At 74.6% G+C, this 24690-nt stretch carries 27 protein-coding genes and 1 pseudogene; 11 read left to right on the top strand and 17 right to left on the bottom strand.

The window, feature by feature from the left end; translation table 11 throughout:
* Positions 1 to 5: 5 nt before the first annotated feature.
* Positions 6 to 2279 (bottom strand): sensor domain-containing diguanylate cyclase, encoded by a 2274-nt coding sequence (locus tag Q2K16_RS25055; RefSeq protein ID WP_302740634.1) that lies wholly within the window; start codon positions 2277 to 2279, stop codon positions 6 to 8.
* Positions 2280 to 2364: 85 nt separating this feature from the next.
* Here Q2K16_RS25055 and Q2K16_RS25050 point away from each other — a divergent pair, with 85 nt between their 5' ends.
* Positions 2365 to 3009: a 5-formyltetrahydrofolate cyclo-ligase gene (locus tag Q2K16_RS25050; protein WP_302740633.1), complete on the top strand. Its 645-nt coding sequence runs from the start codon at positions 2365 to 2367 to the stop codon at positions 3007 to 3009.
* 55 nt (positions 3010 to 3064) lie between these two features.
* Positions 3065 to 3340, top strand: a pseudogene (locus Q2K16_RS33115) (FmdB family zinc ribbon protein); the annotation flags it as partial.
* A 62-nt stretch (positions 3341 to 3402) separates the two neighbouring features.
* On the opposite strand, the gene Q2K16_RS25040 reads toward Q2K16_RS33115, so the two are convergent.
* Positions 3403 to 3666, bottom strand: coding sequence for a hypothetical protein (locus Q2K16_RS25040; protein ID WP_302746701.1), 264 nt, complete (start codon positions 3664 to 3666; stop codon positions 3403 to 3405).
* A gap of 759 nt (positions 3667 to 4425) precedes the next feature.
* Between Q2K16_RS25040 and Q2K16_RS25035 the strand changes: the two genes are divergently transcribed.
* Complete coding sequence (locus Q2K16_RS25035; protein ID WP_302740632.1) at positions 4426 to 4683, top strand: hypothetical protein; 258 nt, start codon at positions 4426 to 4428, stop codon at positions 4681 to 4683.
* Between the two features lie 110 nt (positions 4684 to 4793).
* Here the strand turns inward: Q2K16_RS25035 and Q2K16_RS25030 are convergent, their stop codons facing one another.
* On the bottom strand, positions 4794 to 4976 hold the full coding sequence (locus tag Q2K16_RS25030; protein ID WP_368052505.1) for a hypothetical protein: 183 nt from the start codon (positions 4974 to 4976) through the stop codon (positions 4794 to 4796).
* A 319-nt stretch (positions 4977 to 5295) separates the two neighbouring features.
* Between Q2K16_RS25030 and Q2K16_RS25025 the strand changes: the two genes are divergently transcribed.
* Entirely contained in the window at positions 5296 to 5781 is a 486-nt protein-coding gene (locus tag Q2K16_RS25025) for a hypothetical protein (RefSeq protein WP_302740631.1), read from the top strand.
* Between the two features lie 76 nt (positions 5782 to 5857).
* Here Q2K16_RS25025 and Q2K16_RS25020 read toward each other — a convergent pair whose 3' ends face one another.
* Positions 5858 to 6340 carry a DUF2231 domain-containing protein gene (locus Q2K16_RS25020; RefSeq protein ID WP_302740630.1) on the bottom strand — a complete coding sequence of 161 codons (483 nt, stop codon included), beginning with the start codon at positions 6338 to 6340 and terminating at the stop codon, positions 5858 to 5860.
* A 167-nt stretch (positions 6341 to 6507) separates the two neighbouring features.
* On the opposite strand from Q2K16_RS25020, the gene Q2K16_RS25015 reads away from it, so the two are divergent.
* The gene (locus Q2K16_RS25015; protein ID WP_302740629.1) at positions 6508 to 7362 is read left to right on the top strand and encodes an oxygenase MpaB family protein; all 855 of its coding nucleotides are present in this window, start codon (positions 6508 to 6510) and stop codon (positions 7360 to 7362) included.
* 42 nt (positions 7363 to 7404) lie between these two features.
* Here the strand turns inward: Q2K16_RS25015 and Q2K16_RS25010 are convergent, their stop codons facing one another.
* The 10 genes from Q2K16_RS25010 to Q2K16_RS24965 all read right to left on the bottom strand — a co-directional run bounded on the left by Q2K16_RS25010 (position 7405) and on the right by Q2K16_RS24965 (position 15380).
* A complete protein-coding gene (locus Q2K16_RS25010) occupies positions 7405 to 8241 on the bottom strand; it encodes a RecB family exonuclease (protein ID WP_302746599.1) in 837 nt (278 codons plus the stop codon).
* Between the two features lie 125 nt (positions 8242 to 8366).
* Positions 8367 to 8981, bottom strand: a complete 615-nt coding sequence (locus tag Q2K16_RS25005; protein ID WP_145917769.1) for a MarC family protein — start codon at positions 8979 to 8981, stop codon at positions 8367 to 8369.
* 40 nt (positions 8982 to 9021) lie between these two features.
* The gene (locus Q2K16_RS25000) at positions 9022 to 9888 is read right to left on the bottom strand and encodes a PHP domain-containing protein (RefSeq protein ID WP_302740628.1); all 867 of its coding nucleotides are present in this window, start codon (positions 9886 to 9888) and stop codon (positions 9022 to 9024) included.
* Between the two features lie 23 nt (positions 9889 to 9911).
* Positions 9912 to 11162 (bottom strand): WD40 repeat domain-containing protein, encoded by a 1251-nt coding sequence (locus Q2K16_RS24995; protein WP_302740627.1) that lies wholly within the window; start codon positions 11160 to 11162, stop codon positions 9912 to 9914.
* Complete coding sequence (locus tag Q2K16_RS24990; protein ID WP_302740626.1) at positions 11159 to 12067, bottom strand: SigE family RNA polymerase sigma factor; 909 nt, start codon at positions 12065 to 12067, stop codon at positions 11159 to 11161. Before Q2K16_RS24990 ends, Q2K16_RS24995 begins: the two co-directional genes overlap by 4 nt.
* A 103-nt stretch (positions 12068 to 12170) precedes the next feature.
* On the bottom strand, positions 12171 to 13037 hold the full coding sequence (locus tag Q2K16_RS24985; protein ID WP_302740625.1) for a PH domain-containing protein: 867 nt from the start codon (positions 13035 to 13037) through the stop codon (positions 12171 to 12173).
* 6 nt (positions 13038 to 13043) lie between these two features.
* Positions 13044 to 13202: a hypothetical protein gene (locus tag Q2K16_RS24980; protein WP_165942702.1), complete on the bottom strand. Its 159-nt coding sequence runs from the start codon at positions 13200 to 13202 to the stop codon at positions 13044 to 13046.
* 116 nt (positions 13203 to 13318) lie between these two features.
* Entirely contained in the window at positions 13319 to 14008 is a 690-nt protein-coding gene (locus tag Q2K16_RS24975; RefSeq protein WP_368052504.1) for a DUF6758 family protein, read from the bottom strand.
* A 159-nt stretch (positions 14009 to 14167) separates the two neighbouring features.
* Positions 14168 to 14791, bottom strand: coding sequence for a TrmH family RNA methyltransferase (locus Q2K16_RS24970; RefSeq protein ID WP_145917764.1), 624 nt, complete (start codon positions 14789 to 14791; stop codon positions 14168 to 14170).
* 97 nt (positions 14792 to 14888) lie between these two features.
* Positions 14889 to 15380, bottom strand: coding sequence for a hypothetical protein (locus Q2K16_RS24965; RefSeq protein WP_302740624.1), 492 nt, complete (start codon positions 15378 to 15380; stop codon positions 14889 to 14891).
* 646 nt (positions 15381 to 16026) lie between these two features.
* On the opposite strand from Q2K16_RS24965, the gene trxA reads away from it, so the two are divergent.
* From trxA to Q2K16_RS24945, 4 genes are all read left to right on the top strand, one after another.
* Entirely contained in the window at positions 16027 to 16389 is a 363-nt protein-coding gene (gene trxA / locus Q2K16_RS24960; RefSeq protein WP_302740623.1) for a thioredoxin, read from the top strand.
* 85 nt (positions 16390 to 16474) lie between these two features.
* Positions 16475 to 17521, top strand: coding sequence for an Rv2578c family radical SAM protein (locus Q2K16_RS24955; RefSeq protein ID WP_302740622.1), 1047 nt, complete (start codon positions 16475 to 16477; stop codon positions 17519 to 17521).
* Positions 17522 to 17630: 109 nt separating this feature from the next.
* Complete coding sequence (locus tag Q2K16_RS24950; protein WP_302740621.1) at positions 17631 to 18038, top strand: CoA-binding protein; 408 nt, start codon at positions 17631 to 17633, stop codon at positions 18036 to 18038.
* Between the two features lie 117 nt (positions 18039 to 18155).
* Positions 18156 to 18827, top strand: coding sequence for a DUF4190 domain-containing protein (locus Q2K16_RS24945; RefSeq protein WP_302740620.1), 672 nt, complete (start codon positions 18156 to 18158; stop codon positions 18825 to 18827).
* Here the strand turns inward: Q2K16_RS24945 and Q2K16_RS24940 are convergent, their stop codons facing one another.
* Positions 18828 to 19664 carry an SDR family NAD(P)-dependent oxidoreductase gene (locus Q2K16_RS24940; protein ID WP_302746598.1) on the bottom strand — a complete coding sequence of 279 codons (837 nt, stop codon included), beginning with the start codon at positions 19662 to 19664 and terminating at the stop codon, positions 18828 to 18830.
* A gap of 185 nt (positions 19665 to 19849) precedes the next feature.
* Here Q2K16_RS24940 and Q2K16_RS24935 point away from each other — a divergent pair, with 185 nt between their 5' ends.
* The gene (locus Q2K16_RS24935) at positions 19850 to 20410 is read left to right on the top strand and encodes a DUF4190 domain-containing protein (protein WP_302740619.1); all 561 of its coding nucleotides are present in this window, start codon (positions 19850 to 19852) and stop codon (positions 20408 to 20410) included.
* Positions 20411 to 20538: 128 nt separating this feature from the next.
* Complete coding sequence (locus tag Q2K16_RS24930) at positions 20539 to 21363, top strand: SDR family NAD(P)-dependent oxidoreductase (RefSeq protein ID WP_302746597.1); 825 nt, start codon at positions 20539 to 20541, stop codon at positions 21361 to 21363.
* Between the two features lie 20 nt (positions 21364 to 21383).
* Here the strand turns inward: Q2K16_RS24930 and Q2K16_RS24925 are convergent, their stop codons facing one another.
* On the bottom strand, positions 21384 to 23606 hold the full coding sequence (locus Q2K16_RS24925; protein ID WP_302740618.1) for an APC family permease: 2223 nt from the start codon (positions 23604 to 23606) through the stop codon (positions 21384 to 21386).
* A gap of 115 nt (positions 23607 to 23721) precedes the next feature.
* Positions 23722 to 24684 carry a DMT family transporter gene (locus Q2K16_RS24920; RefSeq protein WP_302740617.1) on the bottom strand — a complete coding sequence of 321 codons (963 nt, stop codon included), beginning with the start codon at positions 24682 to 24684 and terminating at the stop codon, positions 23722 to 23724.
* Positions 24685 to 24690: the final 6 nt, after the last annotated feature.

The following is a 24690-nucleotide window of genomic DNA, read 5'->3' as shown; positions in this document are numbered from 1 at the left end:
CGAGACTATCGGCCACGGCTCTGCCGCGGCGGGTGAGGACCGGAAGACGCGCCGCCCGGCTGCGTCACACCGGGAGCGCCGACGGCGTGCCGACCTGTCGACCCGTCGGCCGGCAGGTCGTCGGCGGGACTCCGGTCGGGGGGCGGCCGGTGGGTGGGCGGCCGGTCGACGGGGGACGGACCGGAGGGCGGCCCGGCGCGGGGCAGGCCGTCGTCCGGGCTGGTCGCCCCCGCCGGCACGGCGATCCCGACGGCCGTACCGTCCCCGGGCGGGGCCGGGCGGGGCCGGGCGGTCGCCACCCGGTACCCGTCGCGGCCGGCGCCCTTGGCCGCGTACAACGCCTCGTCGGCGGCGTCCAGCACCTCCGCGCCGGTGCTGGCGTGATCGGGATAGACGGCGATGCCGATGGAGACCGACACCGCGATCGTCGTCGGGACCCCCGCGTGACCGGGCACCACGACCGGGGTTTCCCGCACCGCCGCGCCCAACCGCTCGGCCACGGTCTCCGCGCCCCGGGCGTCGGTCTCCGGCAGCAGCACCACGAACTCCTCGCCGCCCTGCCGGAAGGCGAGGTCCACCTCGCGGATCTCGCCGCGCACCCGGCGGGCGAACTCGGCGAGCACCGCGTCCCCGGCGGCGTGGCCGTAACTGTCGTTGACGGTCTTGAAGCGGTCCAGGTCGAGGACGAGGATGCTGAGCATCCGGCCGAACCGGCTGGCCCGCTCCACCTCCCGACGCAACGACTCACGCAGGTAGCGGTAGTTCCACAGCCCGGTCAACGGGTCGGTCAGCGACAACCGCTGCGCCTCCTCGTGCACCCGGACGTTCTCCACCGCCACCGCCGCGTGCCCGGCGAAGGTCCGCAGGGTGGCCAGGTCGTCGTCGTCGAACTCGTCGCCACCCAGCCGGTCGTAGAGGACCAGCACGCCGACCGCCGGGTCCCGACCGGTGGCGTCCCCGCCGGGTGCGGTGAACGGCACCGCCACGTACGTCTCGCACCACGGTTCGCCGGGCGGCGTCGCCCCGGGCGGCATCCGGCCCCGCTGCGGTTCCCCGGTGGCGGCGACCGCACCGACCACCCCCGCGCCGACCGGCACCCGAAGCTCCTCCGGTTCGGTGCCCGCCGGGCAGCGCCCGGCCAGCCCCTCGGCGCACTGCCCGACGAGCGTCGCCGTGTCGTCGTACAGCAGCACCGCCCCGGCCCGCGCCCCGGTCGCCGCGATGGCGCTGTGCAGGATCACCCGCAGGATGCGTTGCAGGTCATGGGTGCTGGCCAGGGTGTCCCCGAGCACTCCGAGATGCCCGCGCAGCTGGTCCCGGCTGCTGGTCAGCGCGGTCACGTACCCGGCGGTCTCCCGGATCATCCGGTTGAACGCGGCGGCGAGCCGGCCGATCTCGTCCCGGCTGCGCACCGGCACCCGGGCGGTCAGGTCGCCCCGGGCCACCCGGTCCACCGCCGCGGCCAACTCCACCAGCGGCCGGGTGGTGACCCGGGCCAGCCGCCACGCGGTCAGCACCGCCAGCACGGCGGCCAGCAGCACCGCACCCACCAGCGCCGCCGGCAGACCCGACGGCCGTTCACCGGCGACGGAGAGCACCAGCGGCAGCGGCTGCCCGGGGGCCGGCCCGAGCCGCCGCACGTACCGGCCGTCGGGGGTCGCGGTGACCCGGTCGCCGTCGAGGCCTGCGGCGGCGGCGAGCACCGCCTCGCGTACCCGACGGGTCTCGGTGGTGTGGGTGATCCGGTCGGGGCCGTCGGCGTCGTCGAGCAGGGTGACCGCGACGCCGGTCGTGGCGGCCAGCCGGGACACGAACGCCGGGTCGACCACCTCGGCGGCGGCCACCGTGCCCAGTGGCGTGCCGGTCGGGTCCCGCAGGTCCACCCGGGCGCTCAGCGCCCGCACCGGCCCGCCGGTCCGGGCCGTCCCCGTGCAGTCCCGCCAGGGGGTCGCCGGTCCACCCGGGGTGGCGTACGTGGTGCCGCCGGCCACGTCGGTGACCAGCACGGCGGCGGCCAGACCCCGGCTGACCACCTGGCCGGCCGCGCCCGCCCGGGTCGCAAGGTCGGGGCGCAGGGCCACCGCGTCGGCGGCGGCCCGCAACTGCTGGCAGAGCGCGTCGATCGAGGTACGCACGGCGGACGCGGCCAGGCCGAGGCGCTCGGCGGACCGGCTGCGGTCCACCGTCGACAGCGTGGTGCCGACGAACACCGCGCCGAGCAGCACCGGGCCGAGCACCACCGCGAGGAAGGCCGCCGTCAACCGCCCGCGTAGCGTCAACGCTGTCCCCCCGGAAGTTCCAGGCCCGTTCCTGCGATGCTGACACAGAGCGACCGTTTTGACAGCGTTGCGTCAGGAGTGTTGCGTGCCCGATTTTTCTGATGGAGCGGAAGTCGCCCACGCGGCCAAACGCGAGGCACGCACCGCGCTGCTCGCCCGCCGTCGGGCGCTCACCGCACCCCGGCGGGCCGCCGCCGCGACGCGCGTCCAGGCCGAACTGACCGCGCTGGTACGCCGGCTGCGGCCGACCCGGATGACCGGGTACGTGCCGGTCGGCTCCGAGCCGGGCGGCCCCGACCTGCCCGACGCGCTCCGGGCCGCCCTGCCGGCCGGGGCCGACCTGCTGCTGCCGGTGCTCCGCGACGACCTCGACCTGGACTGGGCCCCGTACGCCGGGCCGGGCACCCTGGTCGCCGCCGGCCGAGGCATGCGCGAGCCGGACGGTCCCCGGCTCGGCCGGACGGCGATCGTCGGGGCGACCCTGGTGGTGGTGCCCGCGCTGGCGGTGGACCGGCGCGGCCTTCGGCTGGGCCGGGGTGGCGGCTCCTACGACCGGGCCCTGGCCCGGGTGCCGGCGGCCACCCTGACCATGGCGCTGCTGCACGACGGCGAACTGCTCCCGGCGCTGCCCGCCCAGCCGCACGACCGGCCGGTGGGTGCCGCGCTCACCCCGTCGGACGGGCTGCTCACGCTTCCACTGCCCGCCTCCGTCGATCATGCGATGGGTTGATGCTGGGGTGCGGTTGATGCTGGGGTGCGGTTGATGCTGGGGTGCGGTTGATGCTGTGGTCCGGCTCGATGTCGTGGCCTGCGGTGGGGGTGCGGGTCGCGCCTGGCGGGTCCGGCGGCGGGGACGCCCGGTGGACGGATCACGATCACGTCCGCTGGACGAACCCGGGTCCGATGACGCACCATTGGCACTCGAATACGTCGAGTGCCAACCGGCCGTACCAGATCCGGAGGAGAACGTGCCCACGTACCAGTACGCCTGCACCGCGTGCGGCCACCAGCTCGAGGCGGTGCAGTCGTTCTCCGACGAGCCGCTGACCGAGTGCCCCGCGTGCGAGGGGCGGCTGCGCAAGGTCTTCAACTCGGTCGGGGTCGTGTTCAAGGGCTCCGGCTTCTACCGCACCGACTCCCGCGCCTCCGGCAGCGAGGGCAAGAGCGGCGCGGCGAAGCCGGCGAAGTCGGAGGGCTCCTCGTCCGGCGGAGACTCCTCCGGTTCCGGCTCGTCGTCCGGCTCGGGCTCGTCGTCCGGCTCGGGCGGGTCCTCGGCGTCCGGCTCGTCGTCCTCCGGCACCGGCTCGTCCAGCTCCAGCTCCAGCTCGTCCAGCCCCACCAAGTCCCCCGCCACCAGCACCTCCTCCTGACCCTCCCCACCGCCCACCTCCGCACCCCCGCCCCCGCCCACCCGCCAGCCCGGGTTGATCAAGAGATTCAGGTCAAGTGGATCTCTGCGGATGACGCAAACCTCTTGATCACCGGGGTGGACCCGGGAGCGGGCGGGCGGATGGGGTTTTCCACAGGGCGAGCCGTTGTCCACAGGCTGTGGACAACGGCTCGTGAGGTGTGTGGTTTCCACCTAGCCTGCTGAGCCGGGATGTCACCACGGCATCCCGGCGGACAGCGGAGGTGGGTCATGGCGGCCAGGGGCACGGACGGTGACGGCTCGCTACGACCGTTCCGCTGGCCGCGCCGACCGGCTGGGGCGACCCTGCTGCGCGCGGTACTGGTCGCCGTTCTGCTGGGGCTGGCGGTGATCGTCCTGGACGTCCCGGACGGCTGTGCCCCCGGCGCTGCCCCGACCGTGGTGTCCCCGGTCGCGGCAGAAATCTCCGACGTGGGACGCCCCGTCGGCTCACGGTGGCCTGCCGGTGTGAAGGAACCTGCCAGCGCAGCGGGAGCTGCCGATTCGGCAGGGCCCGCCGGCACGACGCTAGGCGCGATCGGCTGCCCCGCCGCACCGACCGGTGCAGCCGACGGTTCTGCCACTGCGGGCCGGCCCGCCCCCGCCACCTCCCACGGACGTACGGGTGCTGCCGGTCCGCACGGGCAGGACGACGACCGGTCTGCACCGGCCGATCGTGGTCGAGCCACCGACGCGGACGCTCCGCTTGCGCTGCCACTACCGAGCGGCTTCGTCGGAGTGCCCGTACGTCTGGCCGAGCCGGCTGCCCTCGCGGTCCTGCGCCCCGGCGCGCGGGTCGACCTGCTCGTGCTACCGGCGGGACGGAACGCCGGTGAGACGGTCCTGCTGGCAGCCGACGCGCTGGTGCTCGACGTGGTGGGTCGGGACGCTGTCGACGGCTCGTCCGCGCTCTACCTGGCGGTCCGGCCCGACCAGGCGCAGCGCTCCGTCGGCCAGCCGGAGGGCAGCCGCTTCAGCGTCGTCATCCGGGGGTGATCCGCTCTTCGGGGCCGAGGTTGCGGTATCACCTACCCCGGAAACCGCGACATCGCCGCCAATGAGCGGATCTTGCCGGAGGCCATGCCCGGTCGGGCGGACCCGGGTGGTCAGCTCCAGTGCGGGGGGCGTTCGGCGAGCAACCAGTCGTCGTTGCCGCCCCGGCGCTCACCCCAACCGAAGTCGGTGTCGTCGGAGGTCTGCTCGGGCAGCACCACGAAGTCGTCGCTGAGGTCGACCGTGCGGTCGTCGTCGCCGGGCACGCCATGCCCGGCCGGGTCCTCGGGGCTCACGATCGGCAACACTACCCCGCGCCGGCCCCGCCCCGGCGCACCACCGAACGGCACCCACCCGGACCGCGGCAGAACGGCCCGGACGCCACCCGGGCGGGCCAGACCACCAGGCGGGACATGAGCCGCCAGGCCGGAGACGAGGTTACGAGACCGGAGACGAGGCGACCGGGTCAGTAACGGGGGGCCACCGGACTGGAGGTGGGGCCGCCGGAGCAGGGATGAGGCCGACCGCACCGCCACCAACTCGCGGGGTGGACCGGTCGAAGATCGCCGCGTCGGACCGGCTGACGGGCTCGTCGCGTTGGTAGCGTCGGACGGCGTGACGACGCCCAGCGGTGCCAGCCCCGAGGACGAGTACTGGCGACGCCCACCCACCCAGCCCCCCACCCCCTCCGGACCGACGCCCCCGTCGAGCGGCGCGGATACGGCGGAACAGACGGACGCCGCCCCGCCGCCCGCTTCCTCCCAGTCCCACCCGCCCGTCCCGGACCGGTCGGGTGCGCCGGCGCGCGCCGACGCGACTTCCCCCACCCCGACCGCAGCAGAACGCGGTTCGGCAGCCGGCCGGACCGAAGCCGGCACGGAAGGTTACGCCGGGCCGCCGCCGACCACGCCCCCGCCGCCGGGCTGGCGTCCCCCCGTACACCTGGCGGCGCTCCCGGCCCGCACCCTGCCGGCGCAGGACATGGAGGCGATGGACGCCGCGGAGCAGCAGGCGCAACGGATCACCTGGAGCGTCGGCGCGGTGGTCGGGGTCGTGCTGCTGGTGCTGCTCTGCCTGCTCTGCTCCCGGGCGCTGTTCTGACCGCCGCCGGACGGTGGGGCAGACCCGACGCCACCAGCGAGGGACGAGACCCCCGACGACCCGGCCGGGTCACCGGTCAGAAGGTGTTACTCCACACCGAGGCGGCGCCGCTGTCCCCGGTGAGATAGACGTAGACCAGGGCGAAGACGGCCAGCACCACGGTGATCGCGGTCAGGGCCCAGGTCGTCCAGGCGGGCAGGTCCGGGGTACGCACCCGGTTGCTGGTCACGGCCAGCAGCAGCAACGCCGCCACGGCCAGGCCGACGGTGAACCATTGCAGCGTCTCGCCGTACTCGGAGTGCTCGTGGATCTTGGCGAGCAGTTCGGGCGAGTAGCCCTTCGCCCGCAGCGCCGCCTCGAACGCCTCCCCCGACTCGGTCGCCACCCAGGCGAGGACCGGGGTGACCACGGCCAGGACGGCCACCGCCCAGTCGAGGCGGGGCCGCCAGCGGGGCATCAGCCCGTACGCGCTGGCGAGCAGCGCGAGCAGCGGCACGAAGACCACCACGGCGTGGACCACCAGGACGTGACCGGGCAGACCGTTGATCTCCTTGAACACCGACACCTCCGAGCCTGGAATGCGGGTTGCGGCAGACAGCGTACGTCGCGACCTGCCCCGTAGGCGTACACGCGGCGGGGGCCGATCCGGTTCACCGCCTGCCGCCGCCCCCTCGGCCCACCTCCCGACGGCCGGCGGCACGACGCCGGGCGTGGCACTGTTGACGGGTGGACACCGACGATCTCGGCCTGTTCGGTCCCGGTTCGGTCACCTGGAAGGTGCACGACGAGCCGATCCTGATCGTCGCCGGCCTGCGTTCCCTCTACCTCCAGGCCCTGCACCCCCGGGCGATGGCCGGGGTGGCCCAGAACAGCAACTACCGGTCGGACGCCTGGGGCCGGCTGGTCCGCACCGGCACGTACGTCGACACGGTCGTCTACGGCACCACCGCCGAGGCCGAGCGGGCCGGTCGACGGTTGCGGGCCCTGCACGGCCGGCTGCGCGCCACCGACCTGTTCACCGGCGAGCAGTTCCGGATCGACGAGCCGGATCTGCTGCGCTGGGTGCACGTCACCGAGGTCGAGTCGTTCGTAAGCACCGCCCGCCGGGCCGGCCTGCCGCTGACCGATGGGGAGGTCGACGGGTACTACGCCGAGCAGCGGCGGGCCGCCGCGCTGGTGGGGTTGGACCCGGCCGGGGTGCCGGGCAGCGCCGCCGAGGTGGCCGACTACTACCGGGCGGTCCGGCCCGAGCTGCGGATGACGAAGGAGGCGGCGGAGACCGCCCTGTTCCTGACCGCCCCGCCGATTCCGTGGAAGCTCAGCCGACCGGCCCGTCTGGGGCTGAGCCTGGGGCCGCCACGCTGGGCGTACTTCGGGGTGGCCGGCACGGCGCTCGGACTGCTGCCGCCGTGGGCGCTGCGGCTCTACGGCGGCCTGGGGCTGCCCACCACCGCACTGTCGGCCGACCTGAGCGTCCGGACGCTGCGGCTGGCCCTGACGGCGCTGCCCCGCAACTGGCGGGAGAGCCCGCTCCAGCAGGCGGCGAAGGACCGTGTCGCCCGCCTCACCGCCGCCGCCTGACCACTCCGGACGGTCAGACCCACCCGGGCGCGGGGAGGCCTGTCAGTCGGCCACCGGAGCGGCGGGACGGTCGATCGCCGACCACGGCTCACGGCCGGGGGTCTGCGCGCCGACCGGGCAGGTACGGCGGTAGTCGCACCAGCCGCAGCGGGGCCCGGCCACGGCGGGGAACGCCTCGTCCGGGTCGGCCCCGTCGGTGACCGCCCGTTCGGCGGCCATGATGTCCCGGGCGGTGTCCTCGGCGCGGCTGAGCTGCCGGGCCAGTGACTCCTCGCTGTGGTCGTGCCCGGCGACGGTGCCCGTCGGCAGGTGGTGCAGCTCCACCCGCCGGCAGGGTCGGCGGAACGTCCGGGCGGCGGCGTACGCGTAGAGGGCCAGTGCCTGCGAGCCGCGTGCGTCGTCGGCGTCCAGCCCGCTACGGCCGGTCTTGTAGTCGACGATGACCAGTTCGGGGCCGTCCGGGCCGGGGCGGGAGTCGATCCGGTCGGCCCGCCCGTTGAAGGCCAGCACGGCGGTCTTCACGGCGACCACCCGTTCCACGCCCAGCGGGTCGTCGCCGGGGTCGAGGGTCGCGACGTAGCCCTCCAGCCACCCCAGCGCCCGCTGGTAGGCCGCTCGTTCCTGCTCGTCGTCGCGGTAGCCCTCGCGGACCCAGGTGCCCTTGAGCAGGGCGGGCAGCGCCTCGGGACGCCGCCGGTCGGTGGGCAGCGCATACCAGTTCTTCAGGGCGGTGTGCACGCTCGCGCCGAGCGAGTTGTGCGCCCACGGCGGGCCCTTCGGCGGGGCGGGCCGGTCCAGGTAGGCGTAGCGGTAGCGGCGGGGGCAGTCGGCGTACGCGCCGAGTTTGCTGGGTGTGCAGGTGAAGAGCCGTTCGGGCATGCCGGCGAAGCCGAGTTGCTCGGGTTGACCGGAGCGGGGCCGGGGGGTGCCGGCGGAGGAGGCTCGTCGCACCCCTGTGATCCTGCCAGCCCGGTACGACAGCCCGACGGCGGCACGACGGCGGATCAGCCCATGTTCACGTACTGGGTGACGAAGGCGGCCACCGCGTCGGCGATGAGCTGCACGGCTATGGCGGCCAGCAGCAGGCCGGCGATCCGGGTCAGCACCTCGATGCCGCCCGGTCGGAGGATCTTGACAATGCCGCCGGAGAACCGCAGCACGACCCAGACCGCCAACATCACCGCGACGATCGCGGCGGCGATCGCCGAGACCTGCCCGACGCCGTCGGCCTGCTGCACGAAGAGCATGGTCGCCACGATCGCGCCGGGCCCGGCCAGCAGCGGGGTGCCCAGCGGCACCAGGGCGATGTTGGAGGTGACCTGCTGGCTGGGGTCGTCGGCCTTGCCGGTGAGCAGTTCCAGCGCGACCAGGATCAGCAGCAGCCCACCGGCGGCCTGCAACGCCGGCAGGTCGACGTGCAGGTAGGCGAGGAGGGTCTGGCCGGCGACGGCGAAGACCACGATGACGCCGAGCGCCAGCGCGACCGCCTGCCAGGCGGCCCGGTTGCGGTCACGGGCCGGCAGCGGGCCGGTCAGGGCGAGGAAGATCGGCATCATGCCCGGCGGGTCGACGATGACCAGCAGGGTCACGAAGACCTCACCGAAGAGCTTGAGATCCACCGGACGAGGGTAGCGGTGCCGCTGGCAGGCGAAACGCGGATCACCCGGAAGCGACGCCTGTCACTCCGGAGGCCGCCGCGACGATCCGCTCGTACGCCTCCACGGCGGTGGTGTGTGCGCCCAGCCGGACGGTCTTGTGGCTGCCGTGGAAGTCCGACGAGCCGGTGACCAGCAGGCCCAGGTCGGTGGCGAGCCGCCGGACGTACGCCGCCTCTTCGGGGGTGTGGTCCTCGTGGTCGGCCTCCAGGCCGGCCAACCCCGCCTCGGCCAGGTCGGCGATCAGCGAGTCGGGGACGATCCGCCCCCGCCGGCTGGCCCGGGGGTGAGCGAACACCGGCACGCCGCCGGCCGCCCGGACCAGGGCGACGGCCCGGAACACGTCGATGTCCTCCTTGGGCAGCCGGTACCGCTGCCCCAGCCACTCGCGGCCGAACGCCTCGGTGGTGGTGGCGACCAGGCCGGCCCGGATCAGCGCGGCGGCGATGTGCGGGCGACCGACGGTGCCTCCGTCGGCGGCGGCCATGATCTCGGGCCAGCTCACGTCGATCCCGTCGGCGCGCAGCAGTTCGACGATCCGTTCCCCGCGCACCTCCCGGGCCTGCCGTACCCGGGCCAGCTCGGCGACCAGTTCGGGATGCTCCGGGTCGAACAGGTACGCCAGCAGGTGCAGCGGGAGCGCCGGTTCCGCGCCCTGCCAGCGGCAGGACAGTTCCGCGCCCCGGACGAGGCTGAGCCCGGCCGGCAACGCGTCGACCGCCGTCGTCCACCCTGCGGTGGTGTCGTGGTCGGTGATCGCCACCACGTCCAACCCGGCGTCGGCGGCGGCCCGGACCAGTTCGGCCGGGCCCAGCGTGCCGTCGCTGGCGGTGGAGTGGGCGTGCAGGTCGATCAACGGGCGCGCGGGCATGAGCCCGACGCTACCCGGGCAGGTCATCCCGGATCGGTGCCGGTCACCAGCACCGGCCGGACGCCGTCGCCGACCCCGGCGACCGGGGTCGAGGCGGCCCCCACCCCCGCCAGCGCCTCGACGGGACGCAGCCGGGCCACCGCGCCGTTCCGGTCGACGTACGCCGCCGTCCGGGTGTCCGTCCAGGTCACTGCGCCGTCGATCACCGGGCCGGCGGTCCGCGACGGCGGGGCGGTGCCGGCCAGGTCGACCAGGACCGCGCCGTCCACCCCGGCGAGCGTTGCGTTGACCAGCAGCCAGCGCCCGTCGGGGGAGACCGCACCCCGGCCGTCGGCGGCGGGCGTCGGCGCGCACCGGGTGGTGGCCGGGGTCAGGTCGGGGTCGAGCACGGCCAGGCAGCTCCGGGCCTCGGCGCGTACCCGGGCGACCAGCCGGCCGTCCGGCCTGCTCCCGTAGACGTCGAGGACGTCCGGGGCGACGGGCCCGGGTGATCCGCCCGGGGTCGGCCGCCACCACCGGTGGCCACCTGCGGAGGCGGCCCGCAGCAGCACCCGGTCGCCGACGAACCGGACCGGCACCGCGTCGGTGGGCGGTCCGGTCACGAGGGCGACGAGCTGACCGGCGACGATCCCGGCGGCGAAGAGCCGGCCGTCGTCGCGCCAGGTCACCTGTCGGCCGTCGGGCGACAGGGCGATCTCGTCCGCCCCGGCGAGCAACGCCCGGGGCTCACCGCCGGCGGGCACCACCCAGAGGGTACGGCCGGCCGCGGTGACCGCCCCGGTCAGCAGCCACCCGCCGTGTTCGGGCAGCCGTTGCGCGCGTTCGACCGGCCCGACGCCCAGGTCGTACCGCTGACCGGCGACGGTGACGAGGGTGCCGGCGACGATCAGGTCGACCCCGCCGTCGGTGGACGGCTGCGGTGGGGCGGGCGCGACCGGCCCGGCGGACAGGCTGGCCACGCCGCGCGGGTCGCCGAGCACGACGGTCGGTGTGGTGGGGCGGTGCGGCTGCTCGCCGAGCTGGGTCATCCCCCCGGTGACCAGGGCGGTCGCCACGCCGGCCAAAGCAAGCCCGGCGACGGTACGCCGTCGTCGCGCCCGACGGGCCCGCCCGAGCGCCGTTCCGGCCGGGTCGACGGGCAGCCGGTGCGGCACGGCGACCCGCTGGGCGAGGGTCTCCCGGAGCGCCTGCTCCAGCGGCTCGTCGGGGGGCACGGCGAATGGACGCTCGGGGGCGCCGGTCTGGTTGTCCGCCCGGGGTGAGGAGGGTTTCATCGGGTCTCCGCAGCGAGCGCGGTGGTCGGGTTGGGTCGGGTGCCCGCGCCGACCGGCTGGGCCGTCGCCGGGCCGTCGCCGGGCCCGGCCGACGCCGCTCCCGGTGGGAGGGCTCCGGCCCGGGTGGGCGGTCCACCGGCGGGGGTGAGGGCGGGCGGCGTGTCGGTGCGGTCGGGCAGCGCCCCGGCGTGCTCCGCAGCGGGCGGCCTGGTCGCCTCCGCCGACGGGCCGGCACGTCGGGCGGCCCCCCGGCCCCCACCGGCCGGGGCCCGGCCCGGCGGGGGTGTCCGGGCTCCGCCGGTGGTCCGGTCGGGCGACGGCGTACGGGCGGCGAGGAAGGGCCGGGCGGTGGTGGCCGGGCGGGCAGGCGGGGCGGGGCGGCCGGTCGGGTTGGCGGCGAGGTCGTGCAGCCCTTCGGCGGCGAGCCGGCGGCGCAGGGTGTTCAGGGCGCGTGACGTCTGGCTCTTCACCGTGCCCGGGGAGATCTCCAGCAGGGCCGCCGTCTGGGCCTCCGACAGGTCCTCGTAGTAGCGCAGCACCAGCACCGCCCGCTGCCGGGCCGGCAACGTGCGCAGGTGCCGCCAGAGGGCGTCCCGGTCGAGTTGCTGCTCGATCTCGTCCACCCCGGCCCGCTCGGGCAGCACCTCGGTGGGGCGCTCACCGTGCCACCGACGCCGCCACCAACTGGTGGACGTGTTGACCATCACCCGCCGGGCGTACGGCTCGACCGCCTCGATCCCGCCCAACCGCCGCCAGGCCAGGTACGTCTTGGTCAGCGCGGTCTGGAGCAGGTCCTCGGCGGTGGCCCAGTCCCCGGCGAGCAGGTACGCGGTACGCAGCAGGGCGCCGGAGCGCGCCGCGACGAAGTCGCGGAACTCGTCCTCCAGCGGATCCCGGTCGGCCACCGCTCACCTCCGCACCCCGTCCTGCCTGGCAGGCTGTCACGCCGGACAGGGTCCGGTCGACGGCGAAAGGTGGGCAGTCCGCCCGACGTACGGACGAAAACGTTCAGGCGCCGTCGTCGGCCTTCGCCTCGTCGGCCTCCTTGCCCAACCGGGCCTCGACCGCCTGCGGCTCGTACATCTCCTCGACGACCCGCAGGTAGAGCTCGTTCGGGTTGGGCAGGTTCTTGATCTCCCGCAGCGCCTGCTCCTGGCCGGCGGACTCCAGCACGAAGGTGCCGTAGTTGAGGGCCCGGCCGGTGGGGGTCTGCTCGTACTTCATGTCGGTGACCCGGGCCAGCGGCATCATGGCGACCTTGCGGGTGACGATGCCGTTGACCACCATGACCCGCTTGTTGGTCAGGATGAACCGGTCGTACCACCAGTCGGCGACCTTCCACGCGACCCAGCCCATCACCGCGAACCAGAGCAGCACGGCGATGGTGGTGAGGGCGCCGACGTCCTGCCCGGCGAGGAAGCCGGAGAGGTAGCCGAGGACGAAGGTGGCCGCCACGCCGACGACGATCGGGGTGCCGAGGTGGATCCAGTGCCGCTTCCACTCGCCCCGGTAGCGCTCGGTGGGGAAGAGGTAGCGGGCGACCAGGGAGCTGGGCTCGTCCTCCAGGGGCAGCACCCGGCGGGGTGTCATGCCCTGGGCGTCGGACCGCAGACCGGCCAGCTCCTCTTCGGAGATGACCGGCTGTTGGTAGCCCGCCTCCGGATCACGGACCCAGGTCCGTCCCTGACCGCCGAATCCCGGGGCGTCGCCGTAGCCGGCGTCGTCCGAGAAGGACGGTCCGCCGGTGGGCCCCGCCCCGGACCCGTAGACCGGCCCGTCGTCGGGTCGGTACCTCGGGATCGGCTCGGTGTCCCGCTCCCGGCGGTCCCGGCCGGGATCGTCCGGGTCGAACGGGGGTCCGGAGGGGCTGCCCATCGGTGGTTAAGCGACGAGGCTCGTGAAGAAGTCGCCGAAGCCCTGGGCGATGTCCACGATGCCACCGCCGAGCGACTTGAAGACGTCCGCTGCCGAGTTTGGCCGGTAGGCAACGAAGAAGATCAAGAATGCGATACCGGCCCAGGTGAGGACCTTCTTGACCATAGCGGGCCATCCTCTCGCGCGGCGCCGGGTCCGTTTACCGCAGCGGCACCCAGAGTATCAGCATGATGCCGTAGCGTGAATATCTGCGTCCCATCTCCGACTCCCCCGGAGGGCCGTCAAGCCCCTCCGTGCAGGTACGGGGACGGAGCGCCGTACACGAGCTCGGGCGGAGTCCACTCGGTGAGGTCGTGCAGGACGACATCTTCCGCGAGGAGGTGACCCGCGCTCGCCGGCCAGGCTATCGCATGGAGCCACATTCCCCGAGCCTCACCGGCGTACGCGCTTCGATCCGTTGCCGAATTGATTAACCACAGTGGAGTCGGATGACCCCCGACCCTGATCCGCGCCGGCTCGACATGTTCGGGATGACCAGGACCGGGACCGGGCCCGGCCAGCACCTCGGTCAACTCTGGACCGGGGTCCGGGCCGGCCACCCCGGCGAACCGGGTACCCAGCCCCACCCCCGGCTCCTCGGCCACCAGGACCAGTTCGGCAGGTCCGCCCCCGAGCGGCGCCGGCCCGGCGCACGCGACGGCCGTGGCCCGGACGCCACCGGCCTCGTCGCCGGCCCAGGCCACCCCGGTCACCGTCCACCCCGACGGCAACGGCCACGGGCACCACAGCGGCAGCGCGGGCCGCTGCGGGTCGCTCTCGGCCGCCACCCGGCCCACCACGCTCGCCACGATGTCGGCGTCGATGTGTTCGGGCACGTGCAGCGGGGCGACCGGTCCGCACCTGACGCACCGCGACTCACCGTGCATCAGGTCCGGTGGGCGCACCTGACCCGCACACCTCGGACAACTCACCACGACACTCACATCCCCACCGTGGCCCGGCGACGCTCCCCCGTCAAGCCGCCGCCACGGACGTGCCACCCCTTTCCCCACCTCAGCGCCCGTGCGGCGATTTTCTGCGGTCGGCCTGCGCCCCGGGATGCCGGTCCGGCGCGGGTCGGGCGGAAAGGGTCAGGCGGGCGGGGCGGCGGCGTGGGCGCGTACCCAGGCGTGCATGGCGATGCCGCTGGCCACCCCGGCGTTGATCGACCGGGTCGAGCCGTACTGGGCGATCGAGAAGAGCTGGTCGCAGGCGGTGCGGGCGGCGGCGGACAGCCCCGGCCCCTCCTGGCCGAAGAGCAGCACGCAGCGCCGGGGCAGGGTGGTGGTCTCCAACGGCCGGGAACCGGGCAGGTTGTCGATGCCGACCACCGGCAGCTCCCGCCCGGCGGCCCAGCCGACGAACTCCTCGATGGTCGGATGGTGCCGGACGTGCTGGTACCGGTCGGTGACCATGGCGCCCCGGCGGTTCCACCGGCGCAGCCCGACGATGTGCACCTCGGCGGCGAGGAAGGCGTTGGCGTTGCGGACCACCGTGCCGATGTTGAAGTCGTGCTGCCAGTTCTCGATGGCCACGTGGAAGTCGTGCCGCCGGGCGTCCAGATCGGCCACGACGGCCTCCCGCCGCCAGTAGCGGTAGCGGTCCACCACGTTGCGCCGGTCGCCGGCGGCGAGCAACTCCGGGTCGTAGCGCGGGTCGTCGGGCGGGTCGCCCGGCCACGGTCCGACACCCACGTCGAGCTGGTCCTCGGTCACGGTTCCAAGAGGGTACGGCCGCCGCCGCGACCCCCGTACGCCACCCCGACCGGCGTCGTCCGGGGCGTCCCTCCGGGTCTGCCGGACCGCGCCGCCCTCACCGCCCGCGCAGGCCCAACGCGTCGCCGAGGCGTTCCAGGAACCGCCTGTCGGTGGGGTCGGGGGCACCGGTCCGGCAGACCCGGACCGCCACCGACTCCACCCACTGCCGGTACGCGGCGGAGTCCGCGGGGTCGGCCCGTCGGCGCAGCACCCGGACGGCGGCCCGGCAGGCCGGTGGCAGGTCCGCCGGGCCGGTGGGGCCGCCGACCGGAGCGGTCGCGCCGTCGTGCCGGGCGTAGATCGCGGCGACCACGGCGCGGACGAGGTCACTGTCGGAGGCCCGGCCGGCGGCGAGGGCGTCCAGCCCGACGAGGCCGGCGGTGACGTCCCGGGGCGGGCGACCGGGGCCGGACGAGGCGGCGGCCACCAGCACCCGACCGGGCAGGGTGGTGAGCAGTTCCCACTCGGTGGCGGAGTAGACGGCGGTGGTCAGCGGTGCGGCACGCCGTCCGGCAGAGGGCGGCTCTCCGGCGAGGGAGTGGCTCATCAGGACCTCCGCCGTCAGCATAAGCCCGCCGGACGGGTGACGGGCGCGTCCCGACGCGATCCGCGCCGACCGGCCGCCGGTGTCGCGGTCCGGGTGCCCACGGGTCGCCGTCGGCGGGCGGCGGTGACTGCGGCTCGACACGCCTTACCGCTGGTTAAGGAGTCACCGGACGGCGGGTGACAGGGAAATGTCACTCCCGGACCCACCCGGGGGGGGAGACGCAATGAGCGGCGGGGCCCTCCCCGGCACCCGCCGCCCACGCTCTGATGTCGAAGATTCTGCCCCACCACGACGATGAACGAACAGAGACGGAGGTCACATTTATCTTTTCGTAACAATACCGAGAGTCACTAATGATCAACGAGAGAGCGATCTCCGCAGGTGAAGTCGTACCTTGTCAGGCGACGAGTTGACGCATGTTGGCTGCTCCTGGCGGCGATCTCCCTGGAAACGCTCCCATCACGGGCCGTCACGCAAATGCGTCATGCAAGTGCAGTCCGCATGCGCGCATCGACAGATGCAGCTCGATGAGCATGATCGGGGCTTGGGGACGGGCCGGTTTCGGCGTGCCCCACCCGGGAATTTGCCGGGGTACCACCTGGTTCTACGGGACGGAAAACGCAATCCGCGCTGATCGGAGAGTCCAATGGCAACCGTTGAGCTGACCACGGCCAACTTCGACGAGGTGACCGAGAGCAGCGGCATCGTGCTGGTCGACTTCTGGGCCGAGTGGTGTGGCCCGTGCAAGCGGTTCGGCCCGGTCTACGAGCGCTCGTCGGAGAAGCACCCCGACATCACCTTCGGCAAGGTCGACACCGAGGCGCAGCAGGAGCTGGGTGCCAAGTTCGACATCCGCTCGATCCCCACGATCATGGCGATCCGGGACGGCGTGATCGTCTTCGCCCAGCCCGGCGCGCTGCCCGAGTCGGCCCTGGAGAACCTGATCGAGCAGGTCCAGGCCCTGGACATGGACGACGTCCGCAAGCAGCTCGCCAACCACCAGCACTGACCACCCGCGCCGGCGGTCGGACCCCACGGTCCGGCCGCCGGCGTTTCACTTGCGCCACGCTCGCACACATGTTCGAATGAACGGCATGCGCTGGGACCACCTCTCCGCTCCCCCGGACGAGGAGCGTCCCGACCGGGCAGCGCCAGCGACGCCACCCCTGCCGCTGGCGCTGCCCGGAGCGGTCACCCGCACGTTCGACACTCCCGACTTCGCCGGCATGACCTTCTACGAGGTGCAGGCCAAGTCGATCATCAACCGGGTGCCGGGCGGGTCGCAGGTGCCGTTCAGCTGGACGATCAACCCGTACCGGGGCTGCACGCACGCCTGCGTCTACTGCTTCGCCCGCAACTCGCACACCTACCTCGACCTCGACGCGGGTGCGGACTTCGACCGCAAGGTGATCGTCAAGGTCAACGCCGGGGACCTGGTCCGCCGTGAGCTGGCCGCTCCGCGCTGGCGGGGCGCGGCCATCGCGATGGGCACCAACGTCGACTGCTACCAGCGGGCCGAGGGCCGCTACCGGCTGCTGCCGCCGATCATCACGGCGCTGCGGGACTTCGCCAACCCGTTCTCGATCCTCACCAAGGGCACCCTGATCCTGCGTGACCTGCCGCTGTTGCGCCAGGCCGCCGAGGTCACCCGGGTCAGCCTGTCGTTCTCGGTGGCCTTCGTCGACGAGGCCCTGTGGCGGGCGGTGGAGCCGGGCACCCCGAGCCCGCGCCGCCGGCTCGACGCGGTCCGTCGGCTCACCGACGCCGGCTTCGAGGTGGGGGTGCTGATGGCGCCGATCCTGCCCGGCCTCTGCGACGACGACGCGTCGATCGACACCACCCTCGCCGCCATCGCCGCCGCCGGTGCCGTCAGCGTCACCCCGCTGGCCCTGCACCTGCGTCCCGGCGCCCGCCAGTGGTACGCGCACTGGCTGGGCCGGGAGTTCCCGCACCTGGTCCCCCGCTACCGCGAGCTGTACCGGTCCGGGGCCTACCCGCCGCAGGCGTACCAGCGGGAGCTGACCGCCCGGGTGCGGATCGCGGCCCGCCGACACGGCCTGCACCGGGGCGAGCCCGGCGACACCCGTCGCGTGCCGGCCCCACCACCCGAACCCGCACCCGAACAGCTCGCGCTGCTGTGAGCGGGCCGCTCGGGCCGGTGACTGCCGGAACCACCGCACCCCGGTCCCCCACGCCGGTCCCGGCAGCAGGGCCGGCCCCGCCCGCCCGGAACCGGGCTAGGCTCGGCGGATGCGGACCGCCCAGCAACTCCTCACCGACTCCGCCGTGATCGCCGTCGTGGGCGCGTCCCGCGACCCGGGCAAGGCCGCGCACCGGGTGCCGGCGCAGATGCAGCGGTACGGCTGGCGGATCATTCCGGTCAACCCGACCGTGGACGAGTTGTTCGGTGAGCGGGCCTACCCGTCGCTCGCCGACATTCCGCACCCGGTCGACCTGGTGGACGTCTTCCGCCCGGCCCGGGACGCCGTCGAGGTGGTACGCCAGGCGGCGGCGATCGGCGCGCCGGCGGTCTGGCTCCAGCTCGGCATCGTCTCCGCCGAGGCGCGGCGGATCGCCGAGGCGGCCGGCATGGACTACGTCGAGGACCGGTGCCTGATCGTCGAGCGGGCCGCCGCCGGCCTATCCCGGCTGCCCTGACCGGTCCCCGGCCCGCCCCGACGAGGTGACCCGCCGTCAACCTGGTGAAAAGCCGCACCGCCTGCCGGTAGCGTCCGCCGGAGAGAGGCCACTGACCTGCGGCGGAGGGCGGGCACCGTGAGTACGCCACCGGGGGAGCCGGAGCAGCCACCGTCACCGTACGAGCCGCCCCATCGTCCGCCCGACGAGCCGGCCACCGCGCCCGTCCCGCCGGACGGACCGTGGAGCCCGACGGAGCCCGAGCCGTCGGCGTGGGCCCAACCACCCGAGCCGTCACCCTGGGCGCAGCCGTCCGAGCCGTCGGCCCAGGCCCGGCCGCCGGAGCCGGGTCGGACCGGTGAGTCCCCGCACGGCGGCCAGCCGGGCGGCTCGACCCCGCCGCCCGGGTCGCCCGGCTGGACCCGGCCGCCGTCGGGCGAGCAACAGGCGGTCACACCGCCGGGCGGGCCACCGTGGGAGCAGCCGCAACCGTGGGGGCAGCCGCCGCCGGGCGACCAGCAGTGGGGCTACCCGCCCCCCGGGCCGTACCCACCACCGGGTGTCGGCGGGACCAACGTGATGGCGATCCTGTCCCTGGTATTCGCCTTCGTCTTCGCCCCGGCCGGCATCGTCCTCGGCCACCTGGCGAAGCGGCAGATCGGCCGTACCGGCGAGGAAGGCGACCAGCTCGCCACCTGGGGGCTGGTCCTCAGCTACGCGTTCACCGCGATCGGGGTCCTCGTCTGCTGCGGCTGGCTCGCCCTCGTCGTGGTGGCAGGCGTCGGCAGCAGCAGCGGCACCGGCTACTGATCAGCGGAACTGCGCCTCGCGGACGCTGTTGCCACCGTCCACCACCAGCATCTGCCCGGTGATGTACGACGCCGCGGGCGAGCAGAGGAAGCTGATCGCGGCGGCCACCTCGTCGGGGGTGCCGGGGCGGCCTACCGGGGTGCCGAGCCCCTGCCTGATCTCCGCCACCGTGGAGGCCGCCGTGTAGATGGTGCCCGGGGCCACCGCGTTCACCGTCACCCCGTCGGCGATCATCTCCATCGCCAGGGCCCGGGTCAGCCCGACCACCCCCGCCTTGGCCGCCGCGTACGCCGCCTCGGTGGGCAGGGCGTTGACCGGCCCGGCGGTCGCCGAGAGGTTGACGATCCGCCCCCAGCCCCGCTCGGCCATCCCGCTGATGAAGGCCCGGCTGCACAGGAACGCGGTGGTCAGGTTCCGGTCGATCTCGCCGCGCCACTCCTCGTAGCTGAGCTGGGCCACCGGGCGGAGCACCTCGGGGCTGGCCCGGCTGGCCAGGCCGGCGTTGTTGACCAGCACCTCGACGTCACCGAGCTGCTCGGCGACCGCGTCGGCCAGCGCGCCGACCTCGGACTCGTCGGTCAGGTCGGCGACGAAACCGGTCACGCCCAGCTCACCGGCCCGCTCGTGGATGCGCCTGGTGGTGGAGACGATCGCCACCCGGGCGCCCAGGTCGGCCAGTCGGCGGGCGGTGGCGTACCCGATGCCGTCGGCGCTGCCCGCGCCGGTGACCAGGGCGACCCGGCCGTCCAGGCGCATGGTCACCGGGTCCGGCAGCGGCACCGGTTCGTCCTGGCCGGGCTGGCTGCCAGCGGTGGTGGCGCGGGTGCGCCGGGCCAGGCCGGGGCGGCTCACGTCCCGCCTCGGTCGGCTGCCGGATCGGTCGGCCCCACGCGCGTCGATAGCCATGCCGGCATCCTGCCCGCTCGACCGGACGGGGGCAACGAGCCACCACGGGGCCGACCTCGCCACTGTGCGGTCCTGGCTACCCTGACGGCGCACCTACATGCGACGGAGAAGATCAGATGACCTATCCCCCGCCCTCCGACGGCTGGTCGGACCCGGCCTGGTCGGCCCAGCAGCCCGACCCGACACTTCAGGCCAGTGGCCCGCCGATCTCGGCCCCACCGGTCGGCAAGGACCCGTACGCCCCGGCCGACCCGTACGCGGGCGCGCCGTACATCCCCGCCCAGGCCGCCCCGGTCGACCCGTACGCCGCCGCTGCCGCCTACCCGCAGCCCGGCTACCCGCAGCCGATGGGGTACGCCGGTTACGGCGGTTACCAGCCTCCGCCGCCGCAGAACGGCCTCGCCATCGCCTCGATGATCGTCTCGATCATCGGCGCGATCGGGCTGTGCGGTTACGGGCTCGGCGGCTACATCGGCCTCATCGGCGCGATCCTCGGCCACGTGGCCCAGCGGCAGATCCGGGAGCGGGGGGAGGGCGGTGCCGGCTTCGCCACCGCCGGCATCGTCATCGGGTGGATCTCCACCGTCGTCGCGGTGCTGGCCACCATCGCCATGGTGGTCTTCTTCGTCTGGCTGGCCAACCAGGAGTCGACGACCGGCTACGGCACCTCGTACTGAGCGGTGGGGCCGCCCCGGGCACCCTGGGCGGCCCACCCGGTCGCCCGCACGTCACGAGGAACCCGACGACCCCCGTGGACGTGGTGACGCCACGGTAACCTCGTGTCGTGACCGGGGTGGATGGACCTGTGGAAGACGTCACCGGGCGGCGGACCGTGGTGGTGACCGGGGCCAGTTCGGGCATCGGCCTGGCCGCCGCGGTGGCGCTGGCCCGGCGCGGCGACCGGGTGGCGCTGGTCGGCCGGGACCCGGCCCGCCTCCAGGCCGCCGGTGACCGGGTACGCGAGGCGTCCGGCGAACGCCCCGAACTCTTCCGCGCCGACTTCGCCGTGCTCGACGACGTACGCGGGCTCGCCGAGCGGCTGCGGGCGGCGTACGACCGGATCGACGTGCTGGCCAACAACGCCGGGGCGATCGTGTTGCAGCCGCTCACCACGGTCGACGGGTTCGAGCTGTCGATCCAGGCCAACCACCTCGCCCCGTTCCTGCTGAGCAACCTGCTGGCCGACCGGGTCGGCCGGCTGGTGGTGACCGCCTCCGGCGCGCACCGCAGCGGGACCCTCGACCCGGACGACCTCAACGCCGCGCTGCGCCGCTACCGGCCGATGCGCGCGTACGGCACCAGCAAGCAGGCCAACATCCTGTTCGCCGCCGAGGCCGCCCGGCGCTGGCCCGACGTGCCGGCGTACTCGTTCCACCCGGGGGTGGTGCGGACCCGGTTCGGCGCGGACAGCCGGCTGGTCGCCCTCGGCATGCGGGTGATGCCGTTCCGCAGCCCGGAGAAGGGCGCGGAGACGCTCGTCTGGCTGGCCAACCAGCCGGCGTCCCGGCTGGTCGACGGCGGCTACTACGCCGACCGGCGACTGCGCCGGCCCTGGCCGCGAGCCGCCGACCCGGCGCTGGCCGCGCGCCTCTGGACCGCCAGCGCCGCCGCCGTCGGCATCACCGCCTGAGCCGTCGGGGCCGGCAGGCGTCACTCGACGACGTGGACCGGGACGGTGGTGACCACCACGCCGGGCAGGGCGCGTAGGGCCCGGCGCAGCCGTTGGCCGGTACGGCTGTGCAGCAGGCGGTGCCACGGCCGACGCAGCACCACCTCCGGCACCACCACGGTCAGCACCAGTTCTGGCGCGGCGGCGTGCAGCGCCTCCAGGTAGTGCGCCAGCGGCCCGACCACCGCCCGGTACGGCGAGACGATCGTCTCCAGCCGGACGTGGTCCCCCCAGGCCCGCCACTGCTCCCGGAACCGGTCCGCCTCGGCGTCCTCCGGGGCGAGGTGCACCGCCAGCGTCGGCCGGCCCAGCGACACCGCGTACGCCAGGGCGCGCATCGAGGCGCGGTTGAGGCGTACCACCGGGACCACCACCAGGTGGCGCAGGTCCTGCGGCACCTCCTCGCCCTCGACGGGCCGGCCCGCCGGTGCGCCGGGTGGCCCGGCGGCGGGCCGGGACGAGCCGGCGGCGGGCCCGGGCACCGCAGGCGGCGGGGCCTGGTCCGGAGGGCGCAGGGCCAGGGCGGCGTGCAGGGTGCGGTAGTGCCGGTGGATCCGGTCGAAGAGCAGCACCAGCAGCGGTACGGCGACCACCACCACCCAGGCGCCCTCGGTGAACTTCGCCACCGCCGCGGTGAGCAGCACCAGACCGGACAGGGCGGCACCCACCCCGTTGACCAGCGCCCGCCGTCGCCAGCCGTCGCCCCGGTGCCGCCGCCAGTGCACCACCATGCCGCTCTGCGACAGGGTGAAGGCGAGGAACACCCCCACCGCATACAACGGGATCAGCTTCTCGGTGTGCCCGCCGAACGCCACGAACACGACGACCGCCGTCCCGGCCAGCACGACCAGGCCGTTGCCGAAGGCCAGCCGGTCGCCCAGGTGCAGGAAGCGGCGGGGGGCGTGACCGGCGCGGGCCATGAAGAACAGCAGCCGGGGGAAGTCGTTGAACGCGGTGTTCGCGGCCAGCAGCAGGATCAGCGCGGTGGTCACCTGGACGACGGCGTACCACGGGCCGGTGGGGAAGGTGAGCCGGGCGAGCTGGGACAGCAGCGTCTGGCCGGGGCGGGGCACCAGGCCGGCCAGGTGGATCAGCAGGGTCAGCCCGGCGAACAGGACCACCAGCATCGCCACCATCCAGGCCAGCGTGGTGCGCGCGTTGCGCCACTCCGGCGTACGGAACGCCGGCACCGCGTTGGAGACCGCCTCGATGCCGGTCATCGACACCGCACCGGAGGCGAACGCCCGCAGCACCAGCAGCAGCCCCAGCCCCTCCGTCGCCGGCACCACCGGCGGGGCCACCGGCGCGAAGCCCCGGCCCGCCGCCCGCAGGTAGCCGACGACGAGCAACCCCAGCACCGCGGCCACGAACGCGTACGTCGGGAGGACGAACAGGTTGCCGGCGGCGCGTACCCCGCGCAGGTTGCCGGCGAGCAGCAGCAGGATCACCAGCACCCCGAGCGGCACGGCGAACGGCGTCAGCCCCGGCAGCGCCGAGGTGATCGCGTGCACGCCAGCGGCGATCGACACCGACACGGTCAGCACGTAGTCGAGCATCAGCCCGGCGGCGGCGGTCAGCCCCGCGCCGACCCCCAGGTTGTCCCCCGCCACCAGGTACGACCCGGCCCCGTGCGAGTACGCCGGGATGGTCTGCCGGTACGAGATCCCGACGGCGACCATCAGCAGCACCAGCCCGGCCGACAGGGGCAGCGCCAGGCCCAGCGCCCCGCTGCCGGCGAGCACCAGCACGGTCAGCAACGCCTCCGGCCCGTACGCGACCGAGCTGAGCAGGTCGGAGGAGAGCACCGGCAGCGCCACCAGTTTGCGCATCCGCTCGTGCAGCACGGCCGCGCTGGCCAACGGCGGGCCGAGGAGCACCCGGCGGGCCCGGCCCAGCCGCCGGCCGAGGGGGGAGTCCGGTTGGTTGGCCGGTTCGGCGGCGACGAGCCCGTCCCGCCCGGCCGGTGCCCCCGGTGCCGGCCGGAACAGCGCGATCGGGGCCAGCCGGCTGAACCGGCCCGGGGTGGGGCGGTTCCGGTAGCGGCCCAGGGTCGGATCGACAGGCAGGGCGGGCGGCACGCCGACCCGCCAGTGCGCGCCCACCCGGCGCAGGGTGTCCACCTCGGCCGGCGTAAGCGGCGGGAACTCGGCCGACGGGGTGACCACGGTGCCGCCGCGGTCGTCGTCCGCGCTGCGCCCCGCCATCGCCCCACCTCCCCCCGCACTCTCACGTGCGAACGGGACCCGTGCCCGCCGTTCGGGCGGAATCGCGACGAACGGGCCCCCGGCGGGCGACCGGGCCGGGCGGACGGGCAGCCGGTCAGGGTGCCGGTGGGGCGGTGTCGGCGGGCAGCGCGGCCGGGGTGGCACGCCGGCCCGTACGGGCCCCGCCGAGCACCACCACGACCACCCCGGCGAGCAGCAGCGCCAACCCGGGCAGCGCGTGCGGGCGGGGCAACTGCCCCAGCCAGGCCCAGGCGATCAGCGCCGCACCGGGGGCCTCCAGCAGGATCAGCACGCTGATCGTGGTCGCCGACACCCGGCGCAGCGCGTGGTTGAACATCGAGTGGCCGAGCAGTTGGGCCCCCACCACCAGCCCGCCGACCGCCACCCAGGTGCTGGTGCCCCAGCCGTGCAGCCGTACCCCGGTGACCAGGCAGACCAGCAGCAGGATCGCCGCGCACACCCCGTAGCAGATGGTGGTGTAGGTGGTGGTGCTGATGGTGGCGCGGGCGCGTTCACCGAACGCGGTGTAGACCGCGGCGAACATCCCGCCGACCACCGCGAGCAGGTCACCGGCGAAGGCCCGGCCGGAGACCCCGACGTCCGTGCCGGTCGCCAGCACCGCGCCGGCCACCGCCACCCCGATGCCGACCCAGACGGGGTACGACAACCGCCGGCCCTGCCACCTGGCGATCAGCCCCTGCCAGACCGGTTGGGTGGCGCCCAGCGCGGTGGCCGCCGCGACCGAGGTGAGCTGGGCGCTCGGCATCCAGGTGGCGAAGTGCGCGGCCAGCGCCACCCCGGACAGCACGCAGTACCAGCCCTCCCGGCGGCCCGCCCCCACGGTCAGGGCACGCAGTTCGGCCCGGCGGCGGGCCAGCGTGAACGGGGCGAGCACGGTGACCGCGAGCAGGTTCCGCCAGCACGCCACGGCCAGCGCCGGTGCCGCCGCGAAGGCGATCAGCGGGGCCGACGACGAGACCGACGCGACGGCGAGCACGAGGACGCCCACGGTGAGCGGGTCGACGGGCGGACGCGACGGCGGTGCGGCGGAGGACACGGTGCG

The sequence above is a fragment of the Micromonospora cynarisoli genome (assembly GCF_030518815.1).
Taxonomy (GTDB): Bacteria; Actinomycetota; Actinomycetes; order Mycobacteriales; family Micromonosporaceae; genus Micromonospora; species Micromonospora wenchangensis.
The sequence above is the reverse complement of the archived record's forward strand: the minus strand, read 5'-3'. Positions and strand labels throughout refer to the sequence as shown.

Bases quoted from the DNA above. Each gene is read 5' to 3' on its own strand.
- Q2K16_RS25010 (WP_302746599.1), bottom strand. From the start codon at position 8,241: ATGCCCGAACGGCTCTTCACCTGCACACCCAGCAAACTCGGCGCGTAC.
- Q2K16_RS25000 (WP_302740628.1), bottom strand. From the start codon at position 9,888: ATGCCCGCGCGCCCGTTGATCGACCTGCACGCCCACTCCACCGCCAGC.
- Q2K16_RS24995 (WP_302740627.1), bottom strand. From the start codon at position 11,162: ATGAAACCCTCCTCACCCCGGGCGGACAACCAGACCGGCGCCCCCGAG.
- Q2K16_RS24985 (WP_302740625.1), bottom strand. From the start codon at position 13,037: ATGGGCAGCCCCTCCGGACCCCCGTTCGACCCGGACGATCCCGGCCGG.
- Q2K16_RS24980 (WP_165942702.1), bottom strand. From the start codon at position 13,202: ATGGTCAAGAAGGTCCTCACCTGGGCCGGTATCGCATTCTTGATCTTC.
- Q2K16_RS24965 (WP_302740624.1), bottom strand. From the start codon at position 15,380: ATGAGCCACTCCCTCGCCGGAGAGCCGCCCTCTGCCGGACGGCGTGCC.
- trxA (WP_302740623.1), top strand. From the start codon at position 16,027: ATGGCAACCGTTGAGCTGACCACGGCCAACTTCGACGAGGTGACCGAG.
- Q2K16_RS24955 (WP_302740622.1), top strand. From the start codon at position 16,475: ATGCGCTGGGACCACCTCTCCGCTCCCCCGGACGAGGAGCGTCCCGAC.
- Q2K16_RS24950 (WP_302740621.1), top strand. From the start codon at position 17,631: ATGCGGACCGCCCAGCAACTCCTCACCGACTCCGCCGTGATCGCCGTC.
- Q2K16_RS24935 (WP_302740619.1), top strand. From the start codon at position 19,850: ATGACCTATCCCCCGCCCTCCGACGGCTGGTCGGACCCGGCCTGGTCG.
- Q2K16_RS24925 (WP_302740618.1), bottom strand. From the start codon at position 23,606: ATGGCGGGGCGCAGCGCGGACGACGACCGCGGCGGCACCGTGGTCACC.